At 54.1% G+C, this 19,634-nt stretch carries 19 protein-coding genes; 14 read left to right on the forward strand and 5 right to left on the reverse strand.

The window, feature by feature from the left end:
* Nucleotides 1-24: 24 nt before the first annotated feature.
* Nucleotides 25-738, reverse strand: coding sequence for a flagellar basal body P-ring formation chaperone FlgA (gene flgA, locus ACZRKO_RS05325; RefSeq protein ID WP_463736186.1), 714 nt, complete (start codon nucleotides 736-738; stop codon nucleotides 25-27).
* A 192-nt stretch (nucleotides 739-930) separates the two neighbouring features.
* On the opposite strand from flgA, the gene flgB reads away from it, so the two are divergent.
* From flgB to flgL, 11 genes are all read left to right on the forward strand, one after another.
* Nucleotides 931-1,341 (forward strand): flagellar basal body rod protein FlgB, encoded by a 411-nt coding sequence (gene flgB, locus ACZRKO_RS05330; RefSeq protein WP_463736187.1) that lies wholly within the window; start codon nucleotides 931-933, stop codon nucleotides 1,339-1,341.
* A 5-nt stretch (nucleotides 1,342-1,346) separates the two neighbouring features.
* On the forward strand, nucleotides 1,347-1,751 hold the full coding sequence (gene flgC, locus ACZRKO_RS05335; RefSeq protein WP_463736188.1) for a flagellar basal body rod protein FlgC: 405 nt from the start codon (nucleotides 1,347-1,349) through the stop codon (nucleotides 1,749-1,751).
* Nucleotides 1,752-1,762: 11 nt separating this feature from the next.
* Nucleotides 1,763-2,446, forward strand: coding sequence for a flagellar hook assembly protein FlgD (gene flgD, locus ACZRKO_RS05340; protein WP_463736189.1), 684 nt, complete (start codon nucleotides 1,763-1,765; stop codon nucleotides 2,444-2,446).
* Nucleotides 2,447-2,579: 133 nt separating this feature from the next.
* Entirely contained in the window at nucleotides 2,580-3,833 is a 1,254-nt protein-coding gene (gene flgE, locus ACZRKO_RS05345) for a flagellar hook protein FlgE (protein ID WP_463736190.1), read from the forward strand.
* Nucleotides 3,834-3,879: 46 nt separating this feature from the next.
* Nucleotides 3,880-4,635 (forward strand): flagellar basal body rod protein FlgF, encoded by a 756-nt coding sequence (locus ACZRKO_RS05350; RefSeq protein WP_463736191.1) that lies wholly within the window; start codon nucleotides 3,880-3,882, stop codon nucleotides 4,633-4,635.
* Nucleotides 4,636-4,656: 21 nt separating this feature from the next.
* The gene (gene flgG / locus ACZRKO_RS05355) at nucleotides 4,657-5,439 is read left to right on the forward strand and encodes a flagellar basal-body rod protein FlgG (protein WP_463736192.1); all 783 of its coding nucleotides are present in this window, start codon (nucleotides 4,657-4,659) and stop codon (nucleotides 5,437-5,439) included.
* A gap of 99 nt (nucleotides 5,440-5,538) precedes the next feature.
* Nucleotides 5,539-6,261 carry a flagellar basal body L-ring protein FlgH gene (locus tag ACZRKO_RS05360; RefSeq protein ID WP_463737476.1) on the forward strand — a complete coding sequence of 241 codons (723 nt, stop codon included), beginning with the start codon at nucleotides 5,539-5,541 and terminating at the stop codon, nucleotides 6,259-6,261.
* Between the two features lie 10 nt (nucleotides 6,262-6,271).
* Complete coding sequence (locus ACZRKO_RS05365) at nucleotides 6,272-7,381, forward strand: flagellar basal body P-ring protein FlgI (protein ID WP_463736193.1); 1,110 nt, start codon at nucleotides 6,272-6,274, stop codon at nucleotides 7,379-7,381.
* A complete protein-coding gene (gene flgJ, locus ACZRKO_RS05370; protein ID WP_463736194.1) occupies nucleotides 7,381-8,331 on the forward strand; it encodes a flagellar assembly peptidoglycan hydrolase FlgJ in 951 nt (316 codons plus the stop codon). The genes ACZRKO_RS05365 and flgJ overlap by 1 nt, the downstream gene beginning before the upstream one ends.
* Before the next feature lie 103 nt (nucleotides 8,332-8,434).
* Nucleotides 8,435-10,087 carry a flagellar hook-associated protein FlgK gene (flgK, locus tag ACZRKO_RS05375; protein ID WP_463736195.1) on the forward strand — a complete coding sequence of 551 codons (1,653 nt, stop codon included), beginning with the start codon at nucleotides 8,435-8,437 and terminating at the stop codon, nucleotides 10,085-10,087.
* 33 nt (nucleotides 10,088-10,120) lie between these two features.
* On the forward strand, nucleotides 10,121-11,083 hold the full coding sequence (gene flgL, locus ACZRKO_RS05380) for a flagellar hook-associated protein FlgL (protein ID WP_463736196.1): 963 nt from the start codon (nucleotides 10,121-10,123) through the stop codon (nucleotides 11,081-11,083).
* 180 nt (nucleotides 11,084-11,263) lie between these two features.
* On the opposite strand, the gene ACZRKO_RS05385 is transcribed toward flgL, so the two are convergent.
* The 4 genes from ACZRKO_RS05385 to xylA all read right to left on the reverse strand — a co-directional run bounded on the left by ACZRKO_RS05385 (nucleotide 11,264) and on the right by xylA (nucleotide 15,404).
* Nucleotides 11,264-11,956: a CidB/LrgB family autolysis modulator gene (locus ACZRKO_RS05385; RefSeq protein ID WP_463736197.1), complete on the reverse strand. Its 693-nt coding sequence runs from the start codon at nucleotides 11,954-11,956 to the stop codon at nucleotides 11,264-11,266.
* Complete coding sequence (locus ACZRKO_RS05390) at nucleotides 11,953-12,351, reverse strand: CidA/LrgA family protein (RefSeq protein WP_463736198.1); 399 nt, start codon at nucleotides 12,349-12,351, stop codon at nucleotides 11,953-11,955. Before ACZRKO_RS05390 ends, ACZRKO_RS05385 begins: the two co-directional genes overlap by 4 nt.
* A gap of 188 nt (nucleotides 12,352-12,539) precedes the next feature.
* Nucleotides 12,540-13,994: a xylulokinase gene (gene xylB / locus ACZRKO_RS05395; protein WP_463736199.1), complete on the reverse strand. Its 1,455-nt coding sequence runs from the start codon at nucleotides 13,992-13,994 to the stop codon at nucleotides 12,540-12,542.
* Nucleotides 13,995-14,084: 90 nt separating this feature from the next.
* Nucleotides 14,085-15,404 carry a xylose isomerase gene (gene xylA / locus ACZRKO_RS05400; RefSeq protein WP_463736200.1) on the reverse strand — a complete coding sequence of 440 codons (1,320 nt, stop codon included), beginning with the start codon at nucleotides 15,402-15,404 and terminating at the stop codon, nucleotides 14,085-14,087.
* 393 nt (nucleotides 15,405-15,797) lie between these two features.
* Here xylA and xylF point away from each other — a divergent pair, with 393 nt between their 5' ends.
* From xylF to ACZRKO_RS05415, 3 genes are all read left to right on the forward strand, one after another.
* Nucleotides 15,798-16,793 carry a D-xylose ABC transporter substrate-binding protein gene (gene xylF, locus ACZRKO_RS05405; RefSeq protein WP_463736201.1) on the forward strand — a complete coding sequence of 332 codons (996 nt, stop codon included), beginning with the start codon at nucleotides 15,798-15,800 and terminating at the stop codon, nucleotides 16,791-16,793.
* Nucleotides 16,794-16,872: 79 nt separating this feature from the next.
* Nucleotides 16,873-18,429 (forward strand): xylose ABC transporter ATP-binding protein, encoded by a 1,557-nt coding sequence (locus ACZRKO_RS05410; RefSeq protein WP_463736202.1) that lies wholly within the window; start codon nucleotides 16,873-16,875, stop codon nucleotides 18,427-18,429.
* The gene (locus tag ACZRKO_RS05415; protein WP_463736203.1) at nucleotides 18,422-19,621 is read left to right on the forward strand and encodes a sugar ABC transporter permease; all 1,200 of its coding nucleotides are present in this window, start codon (nucleotides 18,422-18,424) and stop codon (nucleotides 19,619-19,621) included. Before ACZRKO_RS05410 ends, ACZRKO_RS05415 begins: the two co-directional genes overlap by 8 nt.
* Nucleotides 19,622-19,634: the final 13 nt, after the last annotated feature.

Below are 19,634 nucleotides of genomic sequence, written 5' to 3' on the forward strand. Positions count from 1 at the left end.
TGCAATTGTCGCTAAGCCAAAACCTTAAATCGCAATGCTTACCGTGCCGTCTGCACCCACGGTGCCGTTGACTATCTGCCCCGACGGCATTCTGACCCGTACGGTTTCGGAAGCGGCAGCATTGTTCATAGCCTGACCTGCGCTGGAGACATTGAAACCGCTGCCCGTCGCCTGCACCTGCACCTGTTGTCCGGCGTGCACCATCCAGGGACGGCGCAACATCGACAGCGTCAGAGGCTGGCCGATATTGATATTGCGCAGCGTCACCGCGTTCAGCGCCTGCTGGCTGTCAAGGATAGCCCGTGGCGGCAATAAATCCAGCCTTCCGCTCTTTTGTTGCATATCCGTCGCGCTGAGATGCGCGCCGGAGGAGACATTGCGCGCGGCAACCCAGTAAGTACCGCTGACCTGCACCTTGGTCTGCACGTAACTTTTCAGTCCGTTGCAGTTCACCGCCACTGAGACATTGCCCCAGGTGCGGCCATTCGGCGACAGGGAAAATTGCGGCGACAAACACTGCGGCTGACGGGCGGCCGGGGTTGTGACCACGGTTTTTACCTGCATTCCGCTACTGGCGTATTGCAACTGGAAGAACTGCTGAATCTGACCGGCAAATAGCGTATCGCTGTTCGATGAGGTGGTCACTGCTTTGACCGGTGCAGCCAGTGTTTGTGCAGGCAAGGTCACAAGGCACAGCCCCAGTATCCACCCATATTTCCCGATCATCAGCTTGTTCATTCCGCTCTTCGCCCCGCCATGCTTATCGCTATGAGTACTGCCGTGGAATTCCTACTTCTGACAACAAGTCTACCCGCAGTGCCGATTTCCCAATGCGACAAATAGCGGGGCATTTTGCGCTTATTCCTGCGATAGGTTGTTGACGGGGGGATTTATGCTGTCGGCTCCAAATTCTCATTTTGCGGAGGGCGCATGCTCGACAAATTGAACGCCGCACTACAGTTCCAACAGGAAGCGCTCAACTTGCGCGCCCAGCGGCAGGAAATACTCTCGGCGAACATTGCCAACGCGGATACCCCAGGGTATCAGGCGCGGGACATCGATTTCGCCAGCCAGTTACAGAAGGTGATGGAAGCTGGCCGGGCCAACGGCAGCGGCATGTCGCTGGAGCTGACCAATACGCGCCACATTCCTGCGTCTACCAGCGCGGGTGCGGATCTGGATCTGATGTATCGCATTCCCGATCAGCCGTCGATGGACGGCAACACGGTCGATATGGACCGTGAACGTACCAATTTCGCCGACAACAGTGTGCGATATCAGACCGACCTGACCGTGCTTGGCGGCCAGGTGAAAGGGATGATGTCGGTACTCCAAGGATAACCCGCATGTCCATGCTCAGTATTTTTGATATCGCCGGATCGGCGCTCTCTGCCCAGTCGCAACGCATGAACGTCAGCGCCAGTAACATGGCCAACGCCGATAGCGTGACGGGCCCGGACGGCCAGCCGTACCGCGCCAAACAAGTGGTGTTTCAGGTTAACGCCGCACCGGGGCAGGAAACCGGTGGGGTTAAAGTGGCCGAAATTGTTGATGACCCGTCACCGATGCGCATGGTGTATCAGCCCGGTAATCCGATGGCGGATGCCAAAGGCTACGTGCAGATGCCCAACGTCGATGTCGTCAGTGAAATGGTCAACACCATTTCTGCTTCCCGCAGCTATCAGGCCAACGTTGAGGTGCTGAACACCACCAAATCGTTGATGTTGAAAACCCTGACACTGGGTCAATAACGGAGGCTCTTATGTCAGTTTTAAGCTCAATCAACGACACCACCGACAACACGATTTCAGGCAGCAGCGCGACGACGCCTAAATCTACCGCCGACGATCTGTCGAGTAACTTTCTGACGCTGCTGGTTGCGCAGTTGAAGAACCAGGACCCGACCAATCCGATGGATAACGCCCAGCTCACCAGCCAGCTGGCGCAGATCAATACCGTCAGCGGCATCGAAAAACTCAACACCACGCTCGGCAGCATCTCCGGCCAGATCAACAGCAACCAGTCTGTACAGGCAACGGCGCTGATTGGGCATGGCGTGATGGTGGCGGGCAAAGCGATTCTGGTCGGCAGCGCCGATGGCAAAGTCAGCACCACGCCATTTGGTCTGGAACTGGAGCGTTCCGTGGATACCGCGAATGTCACCATCAGCGATTCGACCGGCAAAGTGGTGAAAACCATCGGTCTCGGCGCGCAGACGGCAGGCGTTCACAGTTACACCTGGGATGGCACGCAGGATGACGGCACCGCCGCACCGGATGGCAGCTACAGCTTCAGCATTAATGCCACCAACGGCGGCGAGCAGATGGTGGCGACTTCACTGAACTACGCGCTGGTTAACGGCGTCACCAACGACAGTTCCGGTGCCGTGCTGGATCTTGGCGTTCGCGGCACCAGTACGCTGGCCAACGTGCGACAGATTCTGTAAGCGCCACATTTTTACACAGCAGCAAATAAACGTTTTTTATTGAAATTCAACACTTTGAAAATACTCAGCATCACTTCGATGGCCGCCCACACCGCAGCCGCCCGAAGGATGAAGAGTGTTAATGGAGCAGACCATGAGCTTTTCCCAAGCAGTCAGCGGCCTGAACGCAGCATCGTCAAACCTGGACGTTATTGGTAATAACATTGCCAACTCCGCCACGTCTGGCTTTAAATCAGCGACCGCCTCTTTTGCCGATATGTTTGCCGGTTCACAAACCGGTATGGGCGTAAAAGTTGCCGCCATTACTCAGGACTTCAGCGACGGCACCACCACCACGACGAACCGTGGTCTGGACGTTGCACTGAGCGGTAACGGTTTCTTCCGTCTGACTGACGCCAGCGGCGGCGTGTTCTATTCGCGTAACGGCCAGCTTTCTCTGGACGAAAACCGCAATCTGGTCAATTCGCAGGGCCTGAGCCTGACCGGTTACCCGGCCACCGGTACGCCACCGACCATCGCGCAGGGTGCACAGCCAGTACCGCTGAATATCCCGAACACCATGATGATCGCCAAAGCGTCTACCACGGGCACCATGGCCGCTAACCTGAACTCCAGCGATAAAATCCCGGCCACCGCCACTTTCTCCAGTTCAGACCCGAGCAGCTACAACTACGTCAACACCATCACGACCTATGATTCACTCGGTAACTCACACGACAACAACGTGTACTTTGTGAAGTCAACGACGCCAGAAAATTCATGGAAAGTGTACACGCAGGATACCAGCGCCACGCCGGTAGCCACGGCAGCACAAATCGGTAACCTGAACTTCAGCGCCAGCGGAACTCTGACCAGCACGACCAATGCCGACGGTTCAGCCACCACCGTTCCATTGGCCTTCGACCTGCCAATGAACACCGCCGCCAATGGCGCGACCACCCCGCAAGTGGTTTCCCTTAGCTTCCAGGGCAGTATTCAGCAGAACACCGGCAGCAACAGCATCGGTACGCTTAAGCAAAATGGTTATGCGGCAGGCCAGATGACCGGTTATCAGATCAATGATGACGGCACCATCGCTGGCGTTTACTCCAACCAGCAGACTCAATTGTTAGGCCAGATCGTGCTGAGCAACTTCTCTAACCCGGAAGGTCTGAAATCTGAAGGCGACAACGTGTGGTCCTCCACGCAGTCTTCCGGTCAGCCTATTACCGGTCTGGCGGGTGCGGGCGGTTTCGGCAGCATGACCAGCGGTGCGCTGGAAGCGTCGAACGTCGATCTGAGTAAAGAACTGGTCAACATGATTGTTGCCCAGCGTAACTACCAGTCGAATGCGCAAACCATCAAAACTCAGGATTCCATCCTGAACACGCTGGTCAACCTGCGCTAATCGTAGTTAATGAGCGCAGCACTGACAGACGGAGCAGGAAGACACTATGGATCACGCAATCTACACCGCGATGGGCGCCGCCAGCCAGACGCTCAACCAGCAATCGGTCACCGCGAGTAACCTGGCAAATGCCTCAACGCCGGGTTTTCGCGCGCAGCTGATGGCGCTGCGGGCCGTGCCGGTAAACGGGCCAAGTCTCGAAACACGCACGCTGGTGACGGCCTCAACGCCGGGCGCTGACATGACGCAGGGACAGCTCAATTACACCGGACGCCCGCTGGACGTGGCGCTGCAGCAGGACGGCTTTCTTGCGGTGCAGATGCCTGACGGTTCCGAAGCCTATACCCGCAACGGCGACATTCAGGTGTCGCCAACCAACCAACTGACCATTCAGGGCAATCCGGTCATGGGCGATAACGGCCCGATCGAAGTGCCACCGAATTCACAGCTGACCATCTCGTCAGACGGCACCATTGCGGTGCTCGAAGCGGGGGCTGATCCCAATACCATGGGGGAGCTCGGTAAGCTGAAGCTGGTGAAAGCCACAGGGAGTGAAGTGATGCGCGGTGATGACGGGATGTTCCGTCTCACACCGGCCACGGCGCAGGCCAGGGGTAATGCCCTGCAGGCTGATCCGGGCATCCATGTGATGTCGGGCACGCTCGAAGGCAGTAACGTCAAACCGGTCGAAACCATGGTTGACATGATCGCCAACGCCCGTCGCTTCGAGATGCAGATGAAGGTCATCCACAGCGTGGATGAAAACGAACAACGCGCCAATGCGCTGCTGTCGTTGAGCTAATGACCGCAGAGGAGTAACAACATGATCCCATCGCTTTATATTGCGAAGACTGGCCTGGACGCGCAGCAAACCAACATGGACGTGATCGCCAACAACCTGGCGAACGTCAGTACCAACGGCTTTAAACGCCAGCGCGCCGTGTTTGAAGATTTGCTGTACCAGACCATCCGCCAGCCGGGTGCGCAGTCGTCCGAGCAGACCAATCTGCCGTCCGGGCTGCAAATCGGTACCGGTGTACGTCCGGTCGCCACTGAGCGTTTACACGCGCAGGGCAACCTGTCACAGACCAACAACAGTAAAGATATCGCCATTAAAGGGCAGGGTTTCTTTCAGGTGCAATTGCCTGACGGCACCACGTCCTACACCCGCGACGGTTCGTTCCAAGTGGATCAGAACGGTCAACTGGTGACTTCCAGCGGTTATCAGGTGATCCCGGCCATCACTATTCCGGCCAACGCCTTGTCTATCACCGTGGGCCGCGACGGTATCGTCAGCGTGACCCAACAGGGTCAGACGGCGGCGCAGCAGGTAGGACAACTGACGTTAAGCACCTTTATTAACGACAGCGGTCTGGAAGCCACGGGTGAAAATCTTTATCAGGAAACCCAAAGCTCCGGTGCGCCAACGGAAAGTACGCCGGGCCTCAACGGAGCTGGTCTGCTCTATCAGGGCTATGTTGAAACCTCCAACGTTAACGTGGCAGAAGAGCTGGTGAACATGATCCAGACGCAGCGCGCGTATGAGATCAACAGTAAAGCGGTATCAACGTCAGATCAGATGTTGCAGAAGTTAACGCAGCTGTAATTCCGATAAGACAGTAAAAGCAGGGCACGGCGGGGAAGTTCAGGCGCTGTGCCCTTAGTAATAAATGTCGATACTTTTAAGGCGATATCTGTGGTGACCATGAAATTAACGTCGGTAAACAGCGCGTACTTTCACCGACACGGCGTGTTGACTCTGCCGCTATTAGTGACTTTGCTGCTTAACGGCTGCGCGTATTTACCGCACAAGCCGCTGGTTGAAGGCACGACGTCGGCCCAACCGGCCCCTGCGGCGCCACCGGTACCGAACGGCTCTATTTTCCAGTCCGTCCAGCCGATGAATTATGGCTATCAGCCCCTGTTTGAAGATCGCCGACCACGCAATATCGGCGATACCCTGACCATCGTGTTGCAAGAAAACGTCAGCGCCAGCAAAAGCTCGTCCGCTAACGCCAGCCGCAATGGTTCCAGTAAATTTGGCGCCGCCGTTACGCCGCGCTATCTCGAAGGCTTATTCGGCAACGCCCGCGCTGACATGGATATGTCCGGCGACAACACCTTCGGTGGCAAGGGCGGTGCTGCTGCCAACAACACCTTCAGCGGTACGCTGACCGTAACCGTCAACGAAGTGCTGGCAAACGGCAACCTGCGCGTTGTGGGTGAGAAACAGATCGAAATTAATCAGGGCACCGAGTTTATCCGGTTCTCTGGCGTGGTGAATCCGCGCACCATCAGCGGCTCGAACACCGTGGTGTCTACGCAGGTGGCGGATGCCCGTATCGAATATGTCGGTAACGGCTACATCAATGAAGCGCAGAACATGGGCTGGTTGCAGCGGTTCTTCCTTAATCTTTCGCCGTACTAATGGGGCAATCATGAGAAAACTTCTTCCCGGTATTCTGTGCCTGACGCTGTGTGCCCTGATGGCACTGCCTGCGTCGGCTCAGCGTATTCGCGACCTTGCCAGCGTTCAGGGCGTGCGTGATAACGCCTTGATCGGTTACGGGTTGGTGGTGGGGCTTGACGGTTCCGGTGACCAGACAACCCAGACGCCGTTCACCACTCAGACGCTGACCAACATGTTGTCCCAGTTGGGCATCACGGTGCCTGCGGGCACCAATATGCAGCTGAAAAACGTGGCGGCGGTGATGGTGACGGCAAAAATGCCGCCATTTTCCAAAAGCGGCCAGACCATCGACGTCGTGGTTTCCTCGATGGGTAACGCCAAAAGCATCCGTGGTGGCACCTTGCTGATGACCCCGATGAAAGGGGTGGATAACCAGGTTTATGCACTGGCACAGGGTAACGTGCTGGTAGGCGGTGCGGGCGCTTCTGCCGGTGGCAGCAGCGTCACCGTTAACCAGCTTTCGGGCGGGCGGATCACGGCGGGCGCAACGATTGAACGCGAACTGCCCAGCACCTTTGGTACGGAAGGCGTGATCAATCTGCTCCTTAACGAAGAAGACTTTAATCTGGCGCAGCAGGTCAGCGATGCTATTAATCGTCAGGGCGGCATGGGTTCAGCCACCGCGCTGGATGCGCGCAATATTCAGGTGATGGTGCCGCGAGGCAACAGTTCTCAGGTGCGGATCCTGGCGCAAATTCAGAACGTGGAAGTGACCGTCGGCCCGATGGACGCCAAAGTGATCATTAACTCGCGTACCGGTTCGGTGGTCATGAACCGCGATGTCACGCTCGATTCCTGTGCCGTGGCGCAGGGTAATCTCTCGGTGGTGGTTGACCGTCAAAATGATGTCAGCCAGCCGAACACGCCATTTGGCGGTGGGCAGACGGTGGTCACCCCCAACACCAATATTTCTGTTCGTCAGTCGGGCGGCGCGGTGCAGCAGGTGCAGTCCAGCGCCAGTCTGAACAACGTGGTGCGCACGCTGAACGCACTGGGCGCGACGCCAATCGACCTGATGTCTATTTTGCAGGCCATGAAAACCGCGGGCTGTTTACGTGCTGATTTGGAAATCATCTGATGAGCGATCTGATGTCGATGTCCGGGGCGGCGTATGACACGCAGTCGCTAAATAGTTTGAAGCTGGCGGTGCAAAAAGATCCGCAGGCGCACATCAAAGAAGTCGCCAAGCAGTTCGAGGGTGTCTTCGTGCAGATGATGCTAAAAAGTATGCGTTCTGCCCTGCCGCAGGATGGCCTGATGAGCAGTGACCAGACCCGGCTTTATACATCGATGTATGATCAGCAAATTGCCATGAACATGTCCGAAAAAGGGCTGGGCATGGCAGATTTGATGGTCAAGCAGCTGACCGGGGGTAACACCGAACCTGCCGAGACGGCGGGTTCGGTGCCGATGGCGCTCGATAAAGAAGTGCTGAGCACCATGCCGCTGCTGGCTATGGAACAAATGATCCGCAAAGCCATTCCTCATGCGCCAGACCGCATCTCCGGTGGCACATCGCTGGGGCAGGACAGCGGTCAGTTTGTATCACGCCTGAGCATCCCGGCGCAGGTCGCCAGCAAAGAGAGCGGCATATCGCATCAGCTGATTGTGGCGCAGGCCGCGCTGGAATCCGGCTGGGGCCAGCGTGAGATCCCGACCGCCGATGGTAAACAGAGCTTCAACCTGTTTGGCATCAAAGCCGGCAGTAACTGGGGTGGGCCAACTACTGATATCACCACCACCGAGTACACCAACGGCGTGGCGAAAAAAGTACAGGCCAGTTTCCGGGTCTACGGCTCCTACGTTGAGGCCATTTCCGACTACGTCAAACTGCTGACCAACAACCCGCGCTATGCCCGTGTGACGGCGGCGGGAACGCCTGAGCAAGCCGCTCACGCCTTACAGGCTGCGGGTTACGCCACTGACCCGAACTATGCCGACAAGCTGGTCAGCGTTATCCAGAAAATCAAAGGTGCAGGCGAGCAGGCCGTCAAAGCCTACAGCACCGATTTGAGTAAGATTTTCTGACAATTATCGCTCAAGTTCCGGCGTCTGACGCCGATAACACTTTCAGCTTAGAAATCTTTCGTAATTAACAACGTCAGCGGCGTCACACTGGGATAAAACACTCATGTCCAACAGCTTAATCAATACCGCCATGAGCGGGCTGAATGCGGCGCAGGCTGCGCTCAGTACGGTCAGTAACAACATCGCCAACGTCAGTGTGGCCGGTTATAACCGCCAGACGGCAATTATTGGCCAAAGTAACGGCACCAATACGGCAGCGGGTTACATCGGTAACGGTGTGACCGTCAGCAGCATCAACCGCGAATACAATGCGTTTGTCTCTAACCAGTTACTTGGCGCCAGCACGGTTAACAGCGCGCTGGGCACGCAATATTCTCAGGCAAGCCAAATTGACAACCTGTTGTCCAATACCACGACAAACTTGTCGAGCACCATGCAGAACTTTTTCAAAAGCCTGCAAACGCTGACCAGCAACGCCAGTGACAGCGCATCGCGTCAGGCGGTGTTAGGCCAGGCGCAAGGCATGACGGCGCAGTTCAACAGCGCGTCAAAATACCTCAGCGATATGAATGCGGGCGTGAATCAGCAAATTACTGACAATGTGAATCAAATTAACAATTATGCTTCGCAAATTGCCTCGCTGAATAAACAAATCACCACTACGCGTGGCAGCACAGGTCAGGAGCCCAACGCGCTTCTCGATCAGCGTGATGAGCTGGTCAGCCAACTGAACGACATCGCTGGTGTGACAGTGACTCAGCAGGACGGCGACGCCTATAACGTCTCCTTCGCCAGCGGCGTGCCTTTGGTGCAGGGGACAAATACCCGCACTGTCGTTGCCACGCCTTCGAGCGCAGACCCAAGCAAACTCACCGTCGGCATGACCCAGCCTGATGGTAGCGTGACAGAAATCAGTGAAGACCGAATCACCACGGGCGCATTGGGCGGCGTGCTGAGTTTCCGCAAAGATAACCTGGAGCCAGCGATTAACCAACTGGGTCAGTTAGCGCTTTCACTGGGCAGCAGCTTCAACACCGTCAATACCGGCGGCTTTGACCTGACCGGTGCGGCGGGGAAAAACTTCTTCAGCTTCAGTGACCCCACCACCATCGCCAACACCAAAAACACCGGCGATGCCAAAATGACCGTCACTTATGATGATGCTACTGCCGTCAAAGCCAGTGATTATGTCATGTCATATGACAACGGCTCATGGTCTGCGACGCGTGTTTCTGATGGAGAAAAATTCACCCCAACACAGAGTACCGATGCTCAAGGCGTCACTACGATGGGTTTTGACGGGTTGAAAATTTCAGTGAGCGGTACGCCGGCAACGAAAGACAGCATTACGGTTAAAACCGTCAGCGGAGCGGCAAGCAGCCTGAACGTCGCACTCACCGATTCATCACAAATTGCTACCGCTGGCGCAACAGATTCAGGCGTGGGTGATAATACCAACGCGCAAAAGCTGCTGGATCTGCAGACAGCAAAATTGGTGGAAGGTAAATCTACCCTCACAGGCGCTTACGCCAGCTTGGTCAGCAATGTGGGTAATCAGGTATCCAGCCTGAAAACCAACACCACCGCGCAAACGAATATCGTGACCAACCTGCAGCAGCAGCAGCAGTCGATTTCGGGCGTAAACACTGATGAAGAGTACGGCGATTTACAGCGCTACCAACAATATTATCTGGCTAACGCGCAGGTGATTCAGACGGCGAAGACTATTTTCGACGCAATCATCAACATCCGTTAATTTCTAACTTTGATGAGATAAGGAACTGACGCCATGCGCCTTAGTACCAACATGATTTACCAGCAAAATATGAGCAGTGTCAGCAATGCGCAGTCACTGTGGCAGGATACGGGAGTGCAGTTAGGCACGGGATACCGTGTTAACAAACCTTCGGATGATCCTCTGGCGGCATCTCAGGCCGTGATGGTTCAGCAAGCACAGGCGCAAAATGATCAGTTTGCCATTGCGCGTACTTTCGCAAATCAAAGCATGGGCCAAGAAGAGAATATTCTGACCAATGTCACGAATGCCATTCAGGATGCGCAGAGCGTTATCGTCAATGCGGGCGATGGCGCATTGAGTGATGATGACCGGTCTTCTCTGGCCACCAAATTGCAGGGCATTAAAGATCAGCTAGTGAACATGGCTAATAGCACCGACGGTAACGGCCGATATATTTTTGCCGGTTACAAAAGCGATACGCCGCCCTTTACCGTTGATGCCACAACCGGCGCAGTCACCTACAAGGGCGGCTCTGAAGCGCTTTCGCAGCAGGTTGATGCCAGCCGTACCATGACGATAAGCCACACGGGTACGCAGGTCTTCAACACCCTGACAGGGGATGCGGTTAAAGAGCCAGATGGCTCAACCGGTGAAAGTGATATTTTCAAAACGCTTGATACTGCCATCACTGCACTGAAAACGCCGAAAGACAGTTTTCCTAATACTACGGACTATACGGCAGCTATCGACAAGGCGAATCGGGGTTTGCGTAACTCGTTGAATAACGTACTGTCTGTACGTTCTGAGCTTGGCACGCAAATGGATGAACTCGACAAACTCGACACGATGGGCAACGACACCAAACAAATTAACGGTGATAAGTTGAATGCGCTGGTGGGGGTAGACTGGACGGCCGCGATTTCTCAATACAGCCTGCAACAGGTTGCCTTACAGGCCTCGTATAAAACCTTTACCAGTATGCAGGGCCTGTCACTCTTCCAGATGAATTCGTAACCCCTCCATCTTGATCTGCCTTTTCCGACGGGGCTGAGAAGCCCCGATCTGCCAAGATTTTCTGAGCATACTTAAACCGGGTGTACTCAGTTTTGTATGTCACCCTGTTTGCTAAGAGCGGGGTGGCATACGTTTTTTGAAACCAATCATAAACCTGCGTACCGCCATAACCCTGCTGATTTACCCAAAGACGGTCAATAACACCGGGAAGAGGAAGGGTGCCAGCAACGAAGTAATGATCCCGCAGATGACCAGCGCCAGCGAACTGAACGCACCTTCCTGGAAGTCCACCTCGGCGCAGCGGGCGGTGCCCAGTGCGTGTGAGGCCGTTCCCATCGCCAGGCCGCGTGAAGCTTTTGTCGTGATCTTCAGAATATTCAAAATGGTGTGACCGAACACCGCGCCCAAAATCCCGACGAAAATAACGCAGACCGCGCTGATGGCAGGAATACCGTTAATCGACTGTGCTGTTGCCATCGCGATAGGCGTGGTGACAGATTTCGGCAGCACCGATGCGGCAATTTCAGGCGTGGCGCCCATCCATAAGGCAATCGCAGTACCAGTGACCATCGCGACTACGCTGCCGATGAAGCAGACACTGATAATGGACTTCCAACGGGCGCGGATCTGATGCAATTGCTCATACAGCGGGAAGGCCAGCGCGACCACCGCCGGTTGCAGCAGGTCATTGAGGATCTTGCTGCCAGCAAAGTAGCGGGCATAAGGAATATTTGTGACCAGCAGCAGCGGGATGATGATAACCATCGACATCAGCAGCGGATTTAATAAAGGTAGTTTGAGCTTTACTGCCAGTTTGCGCGTAGCGAAAAAGACCAGCAGCGTTAAAGGCAGGGACCACAGAATATCGATCATGGTTTCTCCTCCGCTTCGCCAGTGACCGGGGGTTCCCGGTGGATAAAGTGAGAACAATAGGCGGTTACCAGCAGTACAATCAGTGTACTGATTAGGCACGAAACAACCAGTGGTCCAAACTGTGCGCGCAGCATATCGTAGTAGGTCATCACGCCAACGCCGATGGGGACGAATAGCAGCGCCATGTAACGGATCAGCACATTACAGCCCGGTTTTACCCAGCGGTAAGGCAAAATTTGGGTGCAGAGCAGGGTGAACAGGATCAACATACCGATAATACTGCCGGGAATAGTCAGCGGCAGCAGAGATGAAATACCGATACCTGCATACAGACAGAGGTATATCAAAATAAATGCCCGAATATATTGTAAAAACAGGGTTATTACGTTGCGCATGGCCTTCATTCCAATAAGGTGACGCATTCATCATACAATTAAACTGTGATCTGTGCCACAAAGCAGAGTATGAAATTAATGAATGAAGTGTATGCCATTTTGGAACGAGGAACGTGGGGTAATTAGGACATTTATGATGGATTTATCTGGCAGGGTCTGGCGACAGTCAGGCCAGACCCCGTGATAATTCAACTCATTAAAGGCAAGAGCTGCGAATACAACTGACTGAAAACTTTACGGCGGGCCTGGTAAGCGTGATGTTTGTCCGCGTCTGGTACGTGGATCTGTTCCAGAGGCAGGGCGGGAAGTAACTCCTCCCGTGATTTTTGCGGATTCATGGCAATTTGTGCCAGCCGCGCAGCGCCTAGCGCCGGGCCGACATCCCCGCCGGTGCGGTATTCAAGTGTCTGCCCGCTGATGTCCGCCAGCATTTGCCGCCAGTAACTGCTGCGCGCGCCACCGCCAATCAGGGTGATGGAGTCCGGCTTCAGGCCGGTTGTGTGCAGTGCGTCCATGCCTTCCGCCAGAGCGAAACCGACGCCTTCCAGCACGGCGCGGCCAATATCCGCGGGCCCATGGTCATGGGTCAGGCCGAACAGCGTACCTTTTGCCTGTGGATTGTTGTGTGGCGTGCGTTCACCGGAGAGATAAGGCAGGAACCACACAGGTGTTTCGGCCGGTGCGGAGTGCTCAACCAGCTTAAGCAACTCACCCACCGATGCCGTGCCGGTCAGCCTTGCTGCCCAGTCCAGACAGGATGCCGCACTAAGTATGACGGACATCAGATGCCAGGTATCCGGTAAAGCATGGCAGAAGCTGTGTACGGCCTGTTGAGGGTTACTGAGGAATCCGTCGCTGACGGCAAAATAGACGCCTGACGTTCCGAGAGACAACATCGCCTGACCCACACGGTACAGCCCTACGCCGACGGCACCGGCCGCATTGTCACCCCCGCCGGCTATTACCGGAATACGCCCGATGCCCCAGTGGTCTGCAAGTTCAGCTGAAACTTCGCCGGTGATCTGATTACCTTCATACAGGGCAGGCATCTGGTCACGGTGCAGGAAACAGGCATTGAGCATAACGTCGCTCCAGTCGCGTTTCGCGACATCCAGCCACATCGTGCCCGCAGCGTCGGACATATCGCTGGCGAAGGTACCCGTGATGCGCCAGCGCAAATAATCTTTCGGTAATAAAACTTTGTCTACCTGACTGAACACGTCAGGTTCGTTCTGTTTTACCCACGCCAGTTTTGGCGCGGTGAAACCCGGCATCATTACGTTGCCGGTAATACGGCGGGATTCAGGAACGGCACTTTCCAGCGCCTGACATTGCGCAAAGCTGCGCCCGTCGTTCCACAAAATAGCCGGGCGTAATACTTCACCCTGTTTGCCAAGCAGTGTGGCACCGTGCATCTGTCCGGTCAGACCCAGCGCTTTTACCTGAGCGAGGTCCGAAACGGCCGCCAGCGCCAAAATAGCCTTGTCGGTAGCGTTCCACCAATCGGCAGGATCCTGTTCTGACCATAGCGGATGAGGACGGGAAAGGGTGAGAGGTTCACTGTGCGAGGCGAGAACCTGACCGGCTTCGCTGAGTAAAATGGCTTTTACACCGGATGTACCGAGATCGATACCGAGATACATGTGCACTCCTTTCCCTAAAATTGATGATGATGGTTAAAACAATATTGCCCGGCTAAAGCCGCCGGGCAAATTTAGGCTCTTGCGCTGCCCTTAACCGAACAGGTAGCGGTTAACCAGATTTTCCAGCTGTTCCTGATGGCCGCTCTGATGCACCGGCGCGAACTGATGTTGCTGGGCAAATTTCGCTAACTCATCGAGCGACATCTTACCTTGCAGAATTTGCTGACCCAGCTCCGCATTCCAGCCGGAGTAGCGCTGTGCTACGTGTTTGTCGAGCTCGCCGTCGGTGATCATTTTTGCGGCCACTTTCAGCGCCAGCGCCATTGTGTCCATACCGCCAATATGCCCATAGAACAGGTCATATTTGTCGGTACTCTGGCGGCGAACTTTGGCATCAAAGTTCAGGCCGCCGGTCGTGAAGCCACCGGCCTTAATGATTTCATACATCACCAGCGCATTTTCTTCGACGCTGTTGGGGAACTGGTCGGTATCCCAGCCGCACTGAGGATCGCCACGGTTGGCATCCACTGAGCCAAACAGACCCAGTGCAATCGCGTTAGCGATTTCGTGATGGAAAGAGTGGCCTGCCAGCGTGGCATGGTTGGCTTCTACGTTGACTTTGATCTCTTTTTCCAACCCGAATTGCTTGAGGAAACCATAGACCGAGGCGACGTCGTAATCATACTGGTGCTTGGTCGGTTCCTGCGGTTTTGGCTCTATTAGTAACGTACCCTGGAAACCGGTTTTGTGTTTGTGCTCGACCACCAGTTGCATAAAGCGACCAATTTGTTCGCGCTCCTGACGTAAATCAGTGTTCAACAGGGTTTCATAACCTTCGCGGCCGCCCCAGAGCACGTAGTTTTCACCGCCAAGCTGCTTGGTCGCATTCATGGCAGTAAAGACCTGCGTCGCCGCCCAGGCAAACACTTCAGGGTCCGGATTGGTCGCGGCACCGGCAGCATAGCGCGGATTAGAGAAGCAGTTAGCGGTGCCCCATAACAGCTTCAGCCCGCTACTTTCCTGCTTTTGTGCCAGCACGTCGGTCATCACAGCAAAGTTATTGACGTACTCTTTCAGCGAATTGCCTTCCGGCGAAACATCGACATCGTGGAAGCAGTAATAAGGCACGTTGAGTTTTTTGAAGAATTCGAAGGCCACATCAGCTTTACGTTTTGCCAGTTCCAGCGCATCACCCGGTTGTTGCCACGGGCGGTCAAATGCACCGAGGCCAAACATATCAGATCCATTCCAGCAGAACGTATGCCAGTAACAAGCGGCAAATCTCAAATGTTCTGCCATGGTTTTACCGAGAATCACTTCATTTGGATTGTAATGGCGGAATGAAAGAGGATTTTTGCTGTTAATTCCTTCGTAGCGAACCGCGTCAAGCTTGTCGAAATAAGCGTGCATTGAAAACTCCTTGGAAACTGGCCCAGACCTGCTGGGGAGTGAGAGTGGTTATCTTCGGAGTTGTATGCACGACTCACAATTACGTTATTTAACACTCAAATTAACTTAATTATTAACTGTGCGGTAGATCGCAGAAATAAGCTGTTCAGCGGCATTATTTTTCAATAAGTTCGAGGGGACGCGAAAGAGTCCGCACGTGAAATAGGTCTATTACAATCAAACCATGATCTTCATCAAATATTAGAAAAGAAACTAAAAATCGTAACGCTGCCGTTAAAATCTGCAATTGCTGAATAATTGCTGAGCGACAACAATTCATCCGCAACGATTTCCCTGTGGTTGCTCAAGATTTGTTTCTCTTTCCCTGCCTCTTTATAAAAAAGGTCTTAGAAGATGAAAATGAAAAAACTATTACTTACTGCCAGCGCCGCACTACTCTTTTTCAGCCACACTGGGCTGGCAAAGGAAATAAAAATTGGTATGGCAATCGATGACCTGCGACTGGAACGCTGGCAGAAAGACAGGGATATTTTTGTGGCGAAAGCCAAAACGTTAGGAGCCGATGTTTTTGTACAATCTGCTAACGGCAATGAAGAAACGCAGATGGCGCAGATCGAAAATATGATTAACCGCGGTGTCGATGTATTGGTGATTATCCCCTACAACGGCGAAGTGCTGAGTAATGTTATCGCCGAGGCCAGGCAGGAAGGCATTAAAGTTCTGGCTTATGACCGGATGATTAACAACGCTGATATCGATTTTTATATTTCGTTTGATAACGAAAAGGTCGGTGAATTGCAGGCGCAAAGCTTGGTTGACCGCGTACCGCAGGGAAATTACTTTCTGATGGGCGGGTCACCGGTCGATAACAATGCCAAAATGTTCCGTGCCGGACAGATGAAAGTCCTTAATCCGCTGATCAAAGTCGGAAAAATTAAGATTGTTGGCGACCAGTGGGCTGATGGCTGGTTACCAGAGAATGCGCTCAAAATAATGGAAAATGCGCTCACAGCAAACAACAACAAAATTGATGCGGTGGTGGCCTCGAACGATGCAACGGCAGGCGGCGCAGTTCAGGCGCTATCCGCACAGGGGCTGGCAGGAAAAGTGGCAATTTCTGGGCAAGATGCTGACCTCGCAGGTATTAAACGTATTGAGGCCGGTACACAAACCATGACGGTCTATAAGCCGATCACAAAACTGGCAAATGATGCAGCTGAAATTGCCGTTCAACTGGGAAAAGGCGAAACACCTAAATCCAATGCGACATTAAATAATGGTAAAAAAGAGGTTCCGTCCTATTTGTTAACGCCAGTTTCTGTCGATAAAAACAATATTGAAAGCACCGTCATTGCCGACGGGTTCCACAAGCAGTCAGATCTTAAATAGGAAGCTTATTGTATTTCCTTTCATTATTCTGCAGCCCTGATTTTATTTAAAATAATTTCAGGGTGCTGCGAGGTAAGTTATGTCTGGATTAGCTGGTTGTGGAGTCGCGGAAAAATCATTTCTCCTGGAGATGCGCCATATCACCAAAAAATTTGGCATGGTAAAAGCCGTCGATAATATTAGCCTCCGGCTGGAGGCCGGAGAAGTGCTCTCGTTGTGTGGTGAAAATGGTTCAGGTAAGTCCACCCTGATGAAAGTGTTATGCGGTATATATCCTTACGGTACATTTGACGGCGAAATTTATTTCTCCGGTGAAAAGCTGATGGCAAAAGGCATCCGAGAAACCGAGCAAAAGGGAATTGCCATTATCCACCAGGAACTGGCGCTGGTGAAACAGATGAGCGTACTGGAGAACATGTTTCTCGGTAATGAGTGGGGACATTATGGCTTGCTCGATACCGACCAGATGTATTTACGCTGCCGCAGGATGCTGGCGCAGGTCAAACTGGATATTGACCCCCATACGCTGGTTGGCGAACTGGGTCTGGGGCAGCGGCAACTGGTGGAGATCGCGAAAGCGCTGAATAAGCAGGTCCGGTTATTGGTGCTAGATGAACCTACGGCTTCGCTGACAGAGAGCGAAACGGAGATCTTGCTCGATATCATTCGCGACTTACGTCATCACGATATCGCCTGCATTTATATTTCTCATAAGCTTAACGAAGTGAGGGCGATTTCCGACAAGCTCTGCGTCATCCGTGATGGGCAACACATTGCAACACGGGACGCGGCCGGGATTACCGAGCAGGAGATCATCGCCATGATGGTGGGGCGTGAACTGACGGAACTTTTCCCCCCCCGGCATCGCCGTTCTGGCGAAGAAGTGCTGCGCGTCGCTCACCTCAGCGCCTGGCATCCGGTTAACCGCCATATTAAACGGGTCAACGATGTCAGTTTTTCCCTGCACGCTGGCGAAGTGCTGGGTGTCGCGGGGTTAGTGGGCGCCGGGAGGACTGAAACCATGGAGTGCCTTTTCGGCGTATATCCCGGCCGCTGGGAGGGGGAGGTATGGCTGGCGGGCAAGCGGGTGGTGATCACCTCCTGTCGTGAAGCGATGCGTCTGGGGCTGGCGATGGTGCCTGAGGATCGCAAACGTGACGGTATTGTTCCCGTGATGGCGGTAGGCAGCAATATTACGCTGGCTGCGCTGGGGGATTTTACCGCCGGTGGTGTGATCAATGATGCCCGTGAGCAGCAAACGATCAGCCAGTCTGTTTCGCAGCTCAAAATCAAAACGTCATCACCGGCGCTGGCTATCGGCCGCCTGAGTGGCGGGAACCAACAGAAGGCTATTCTGGCCCGCTGTTTACTGCTGAATCCCCAAATCCTCATCCTGGATGAACCCACGCGGGGTATTGACGTCGGTGCGAAACATGAAATCTACAAACTTATAAGCCAGTTAGCGGCGCAGGGCATGGCCGTCATCGTTATTTCCTCGGAACTACCGGAAGTTCTGGGGCTGAGCGATCGCGTTCTGGTCATGCACCTGGGGCAGCTCAAAGCCTGCCTGACCAATGATAATTTAACGCAACAGCAGGTCATGGAAGCCGCATTAAGGAGTGAAACCTATGTCTAAATTACACCCTTCGGGTGACGTGTCCATTACCGCGGATACCGCCACCGGCACCTCTCTGTTTTCATTGCAGAAACTGAAAACAATTAATCTCCAGGTCTACGTGATGCTGGCTGCCATTGCGGTGATCATTGTGTTCTTCTCATTCACAACCGATGGTGCCTATATCAGTGCGCGCAATATCTCCAACCTGCTGCGCCAGACAGCTATCACCGGCATTCTGGCGGTCGGAATGGTATTTGTGATTATTTCAGCGGAAATCGATCTCTCCGTCGGATCGATGATGGGATTGCTTGGCGGTGTCGCGGCTATTTTTGACGTCTGGCTGGGCTGGCCTTTACCTCTGACTATTGCGGTGACGCTGTTACTGGGGCTGCTGCTGGGGGCATGGAATGGCTGGTGGGTAGCCTATCGTAAAGTGCCATCCTTCATTGTTACGCTGGCCGGGATGTTGGCGTTTCGTGGCATTTTAATTGGCATCACTAGCGGAACCACTGTCGCACCAACCACGCCGCAAATGTCCCTGATTGGCCAAAGTTATCTGCCGGATGGCCTCGGCTTTGGCATCGGCGCGGTGGCGCTGGCACTGTTTATCGGCTGGCAATGGCGTCGGCGCAAACAGCGTGCTGCATTAGGACTACCTCTGACACAGGTTAAAAGTGATGTCACCCGTCAGGCTCTGACCGCCATTATCGCGCTGGGTGCCGTGCTGTTGCTCAACGAGTATCGCGGTGTGCCTACGCCGGTGCTGGTGCTGGTAGCCTTGATGCTCGGCGGCATGTTTATGGCGTCCCGCACCTCTTTCGGTCGGCGTATTTATGCCATTGGTGGCAACATTGATGCCGCCCGGTTATCCGGCGTGAACGTTGAGCGAAGCAAACTGGCTGTTTTTGCCATTAACGGACTGATGGTTGCCATCGCTGGGCTGATTCTTAGCTCACGGTTGGGCGCCGGTTCACCGTCCGCTGGAAATATTGCCGAGCTGGACGCGATTGCGGCCTGTGTCATCGGTGGGACCAGTCTGGCCGGTGGCGTGGGCAGCGTAGCCGGTGCGGTGATGGGAGCATTTATTATGGCGTCCCTGGATAACGGCATGAGCATGCTTGATGTCCCAACGTTCTGGCAATACATCGTGAAAGGTGCAATTTTACTGCTGGCTGTGTGGATGGACTCTGCCACCAAACGGCGTTCCTGAAGGATCTTTCAAG

The sequence above is a fragment of the Ewingella sp. C233 genome (assembly GCF_055407225.1).

Bases quoted from the DNA above. Each gene is read 5' to 3' on its own strand.
- flgA (WP_463736186.1), bottom strand. From the start codon at position 738: ATGAACAAGCTGATGATCGGGAAATATGGGTGGATACTGGGGCTGTGC.
- flgB (WP_463736187.1), top strand. From the start codon at position 931: ATGCTCGACAAATTGAACGCCGCACTACAGTTCCAACAGGAAGCGCTC.
- flgC (WP_463736188.1), top strand. From the start codon at position 1,347: ATGTCCATGCTCAGTATTTTTGATATCGCCGGATCGGCGCTCTCTGCC.
- flgD (WP_463736189.1), top strand. From the start codon at position 1,763: ATGTCAGTTTTAAGCTCAATCAACGACACCACCGACAACACGATTTCA.
- flgE (WP_463736190.1), top strand. From the start codon at position 2,580: ATGAGCTTTTCCCAAGCAGTCAGCGGCCTGAACGCAGCATCGTCAAAC.
- ACZRKO_RS05350 (WP_463736191.1), top strand. From the start codon at position 3,880: ATGGATCACGCAATCTACACCGCGATGGGCGCCGCCAGCCAGACGCTC.
- flgG (WP_463736192.1), top strand. From the start codon at position 4,657: ATGATCCCATCGCTTTATATTGCGAAGACTGGCCTGGACGCGCAGCAA.
- ACZRKO_RS05360 (WP_463737476.1), top strand. From the start codon at position 5,539: ATGAAATTAACGTCGGTAAACAGCGCGTACTTTCACCGACACGGCGTG.
- ACZRKO_RS05365 (WP_463736193.1), top strand. From the start codon at position 6,272: ATGAGAAAACTTCTTCCCGGTATTCTGTGCCTGACGCTGTGTGCCCTG.
- flgJ (WP_463736194.1), top strand. From the start codon at position 7,381: ATGAGCGATCTGATGTCGATGTCCGGGGCGGCGTATGACACGCAGTCG.
- flgK (WP_463736195.1), top strand. From the start codon at position 8,435: ATGTCCAACAGCTTAATCAATACCGCCATGAGCGGGCTGAATGCGGCG.
- flgL (WP_463736196.1), top strand. From the start codon at position 10,121: ATGCGCCTTAGTACCAACATGATTTACCAGCAAAATATGAGCAGTGTC.
- ACZRKO_RS05385 (WP_463736197.1), bottom strand. From the start codon at position 11,956: ATGATCGATATTCTGTGGTCCCTGCCTTTAACGCTGCTGGTCTTTTTC.
- ACZRKO_RS05390 (WP_463736198.1), bottom strand. From the start codon at position 12,351: ATGCGCAACGTAATAACCCTGTTTTTACAATATATTCGGGCATTTATT.
- xylB (WP_463736199.1), bottom strand. From the start codon at position 13,994: ATGTATCTCGGTATCGATCTCGGTACATCCGGTGTAAAAGCCATTTTA.
- xylA (WP_463736200.1), bottom strand. From the start codon at position 15,404: ATGCACGCTTATTTCGACAAGCTTGACGCGGTTCGCTACGAAGGAATT.
- xylF (WP_463736201.1), top strand. From the start codon at position 15,798: ATGAAAATGAAAAAACTATTACTTACTGCCAGCGCCGCACTACTCTTT.
- ACZRKO_RS05410 (WP_463736202.1), top strand. From the start codon at position 16,873: ATGTCTGGATTAGCTGGTTGTGGAGTCGCGGAAAAATCATTTCTCCTG.
- ACZRKO_RS05415 (WP_463736203.1), top strand. From the start codon at position 18,422: ATGTCTAAATTACACCCTTCGGGTGACGTGTCCATTACCGCGGATACC.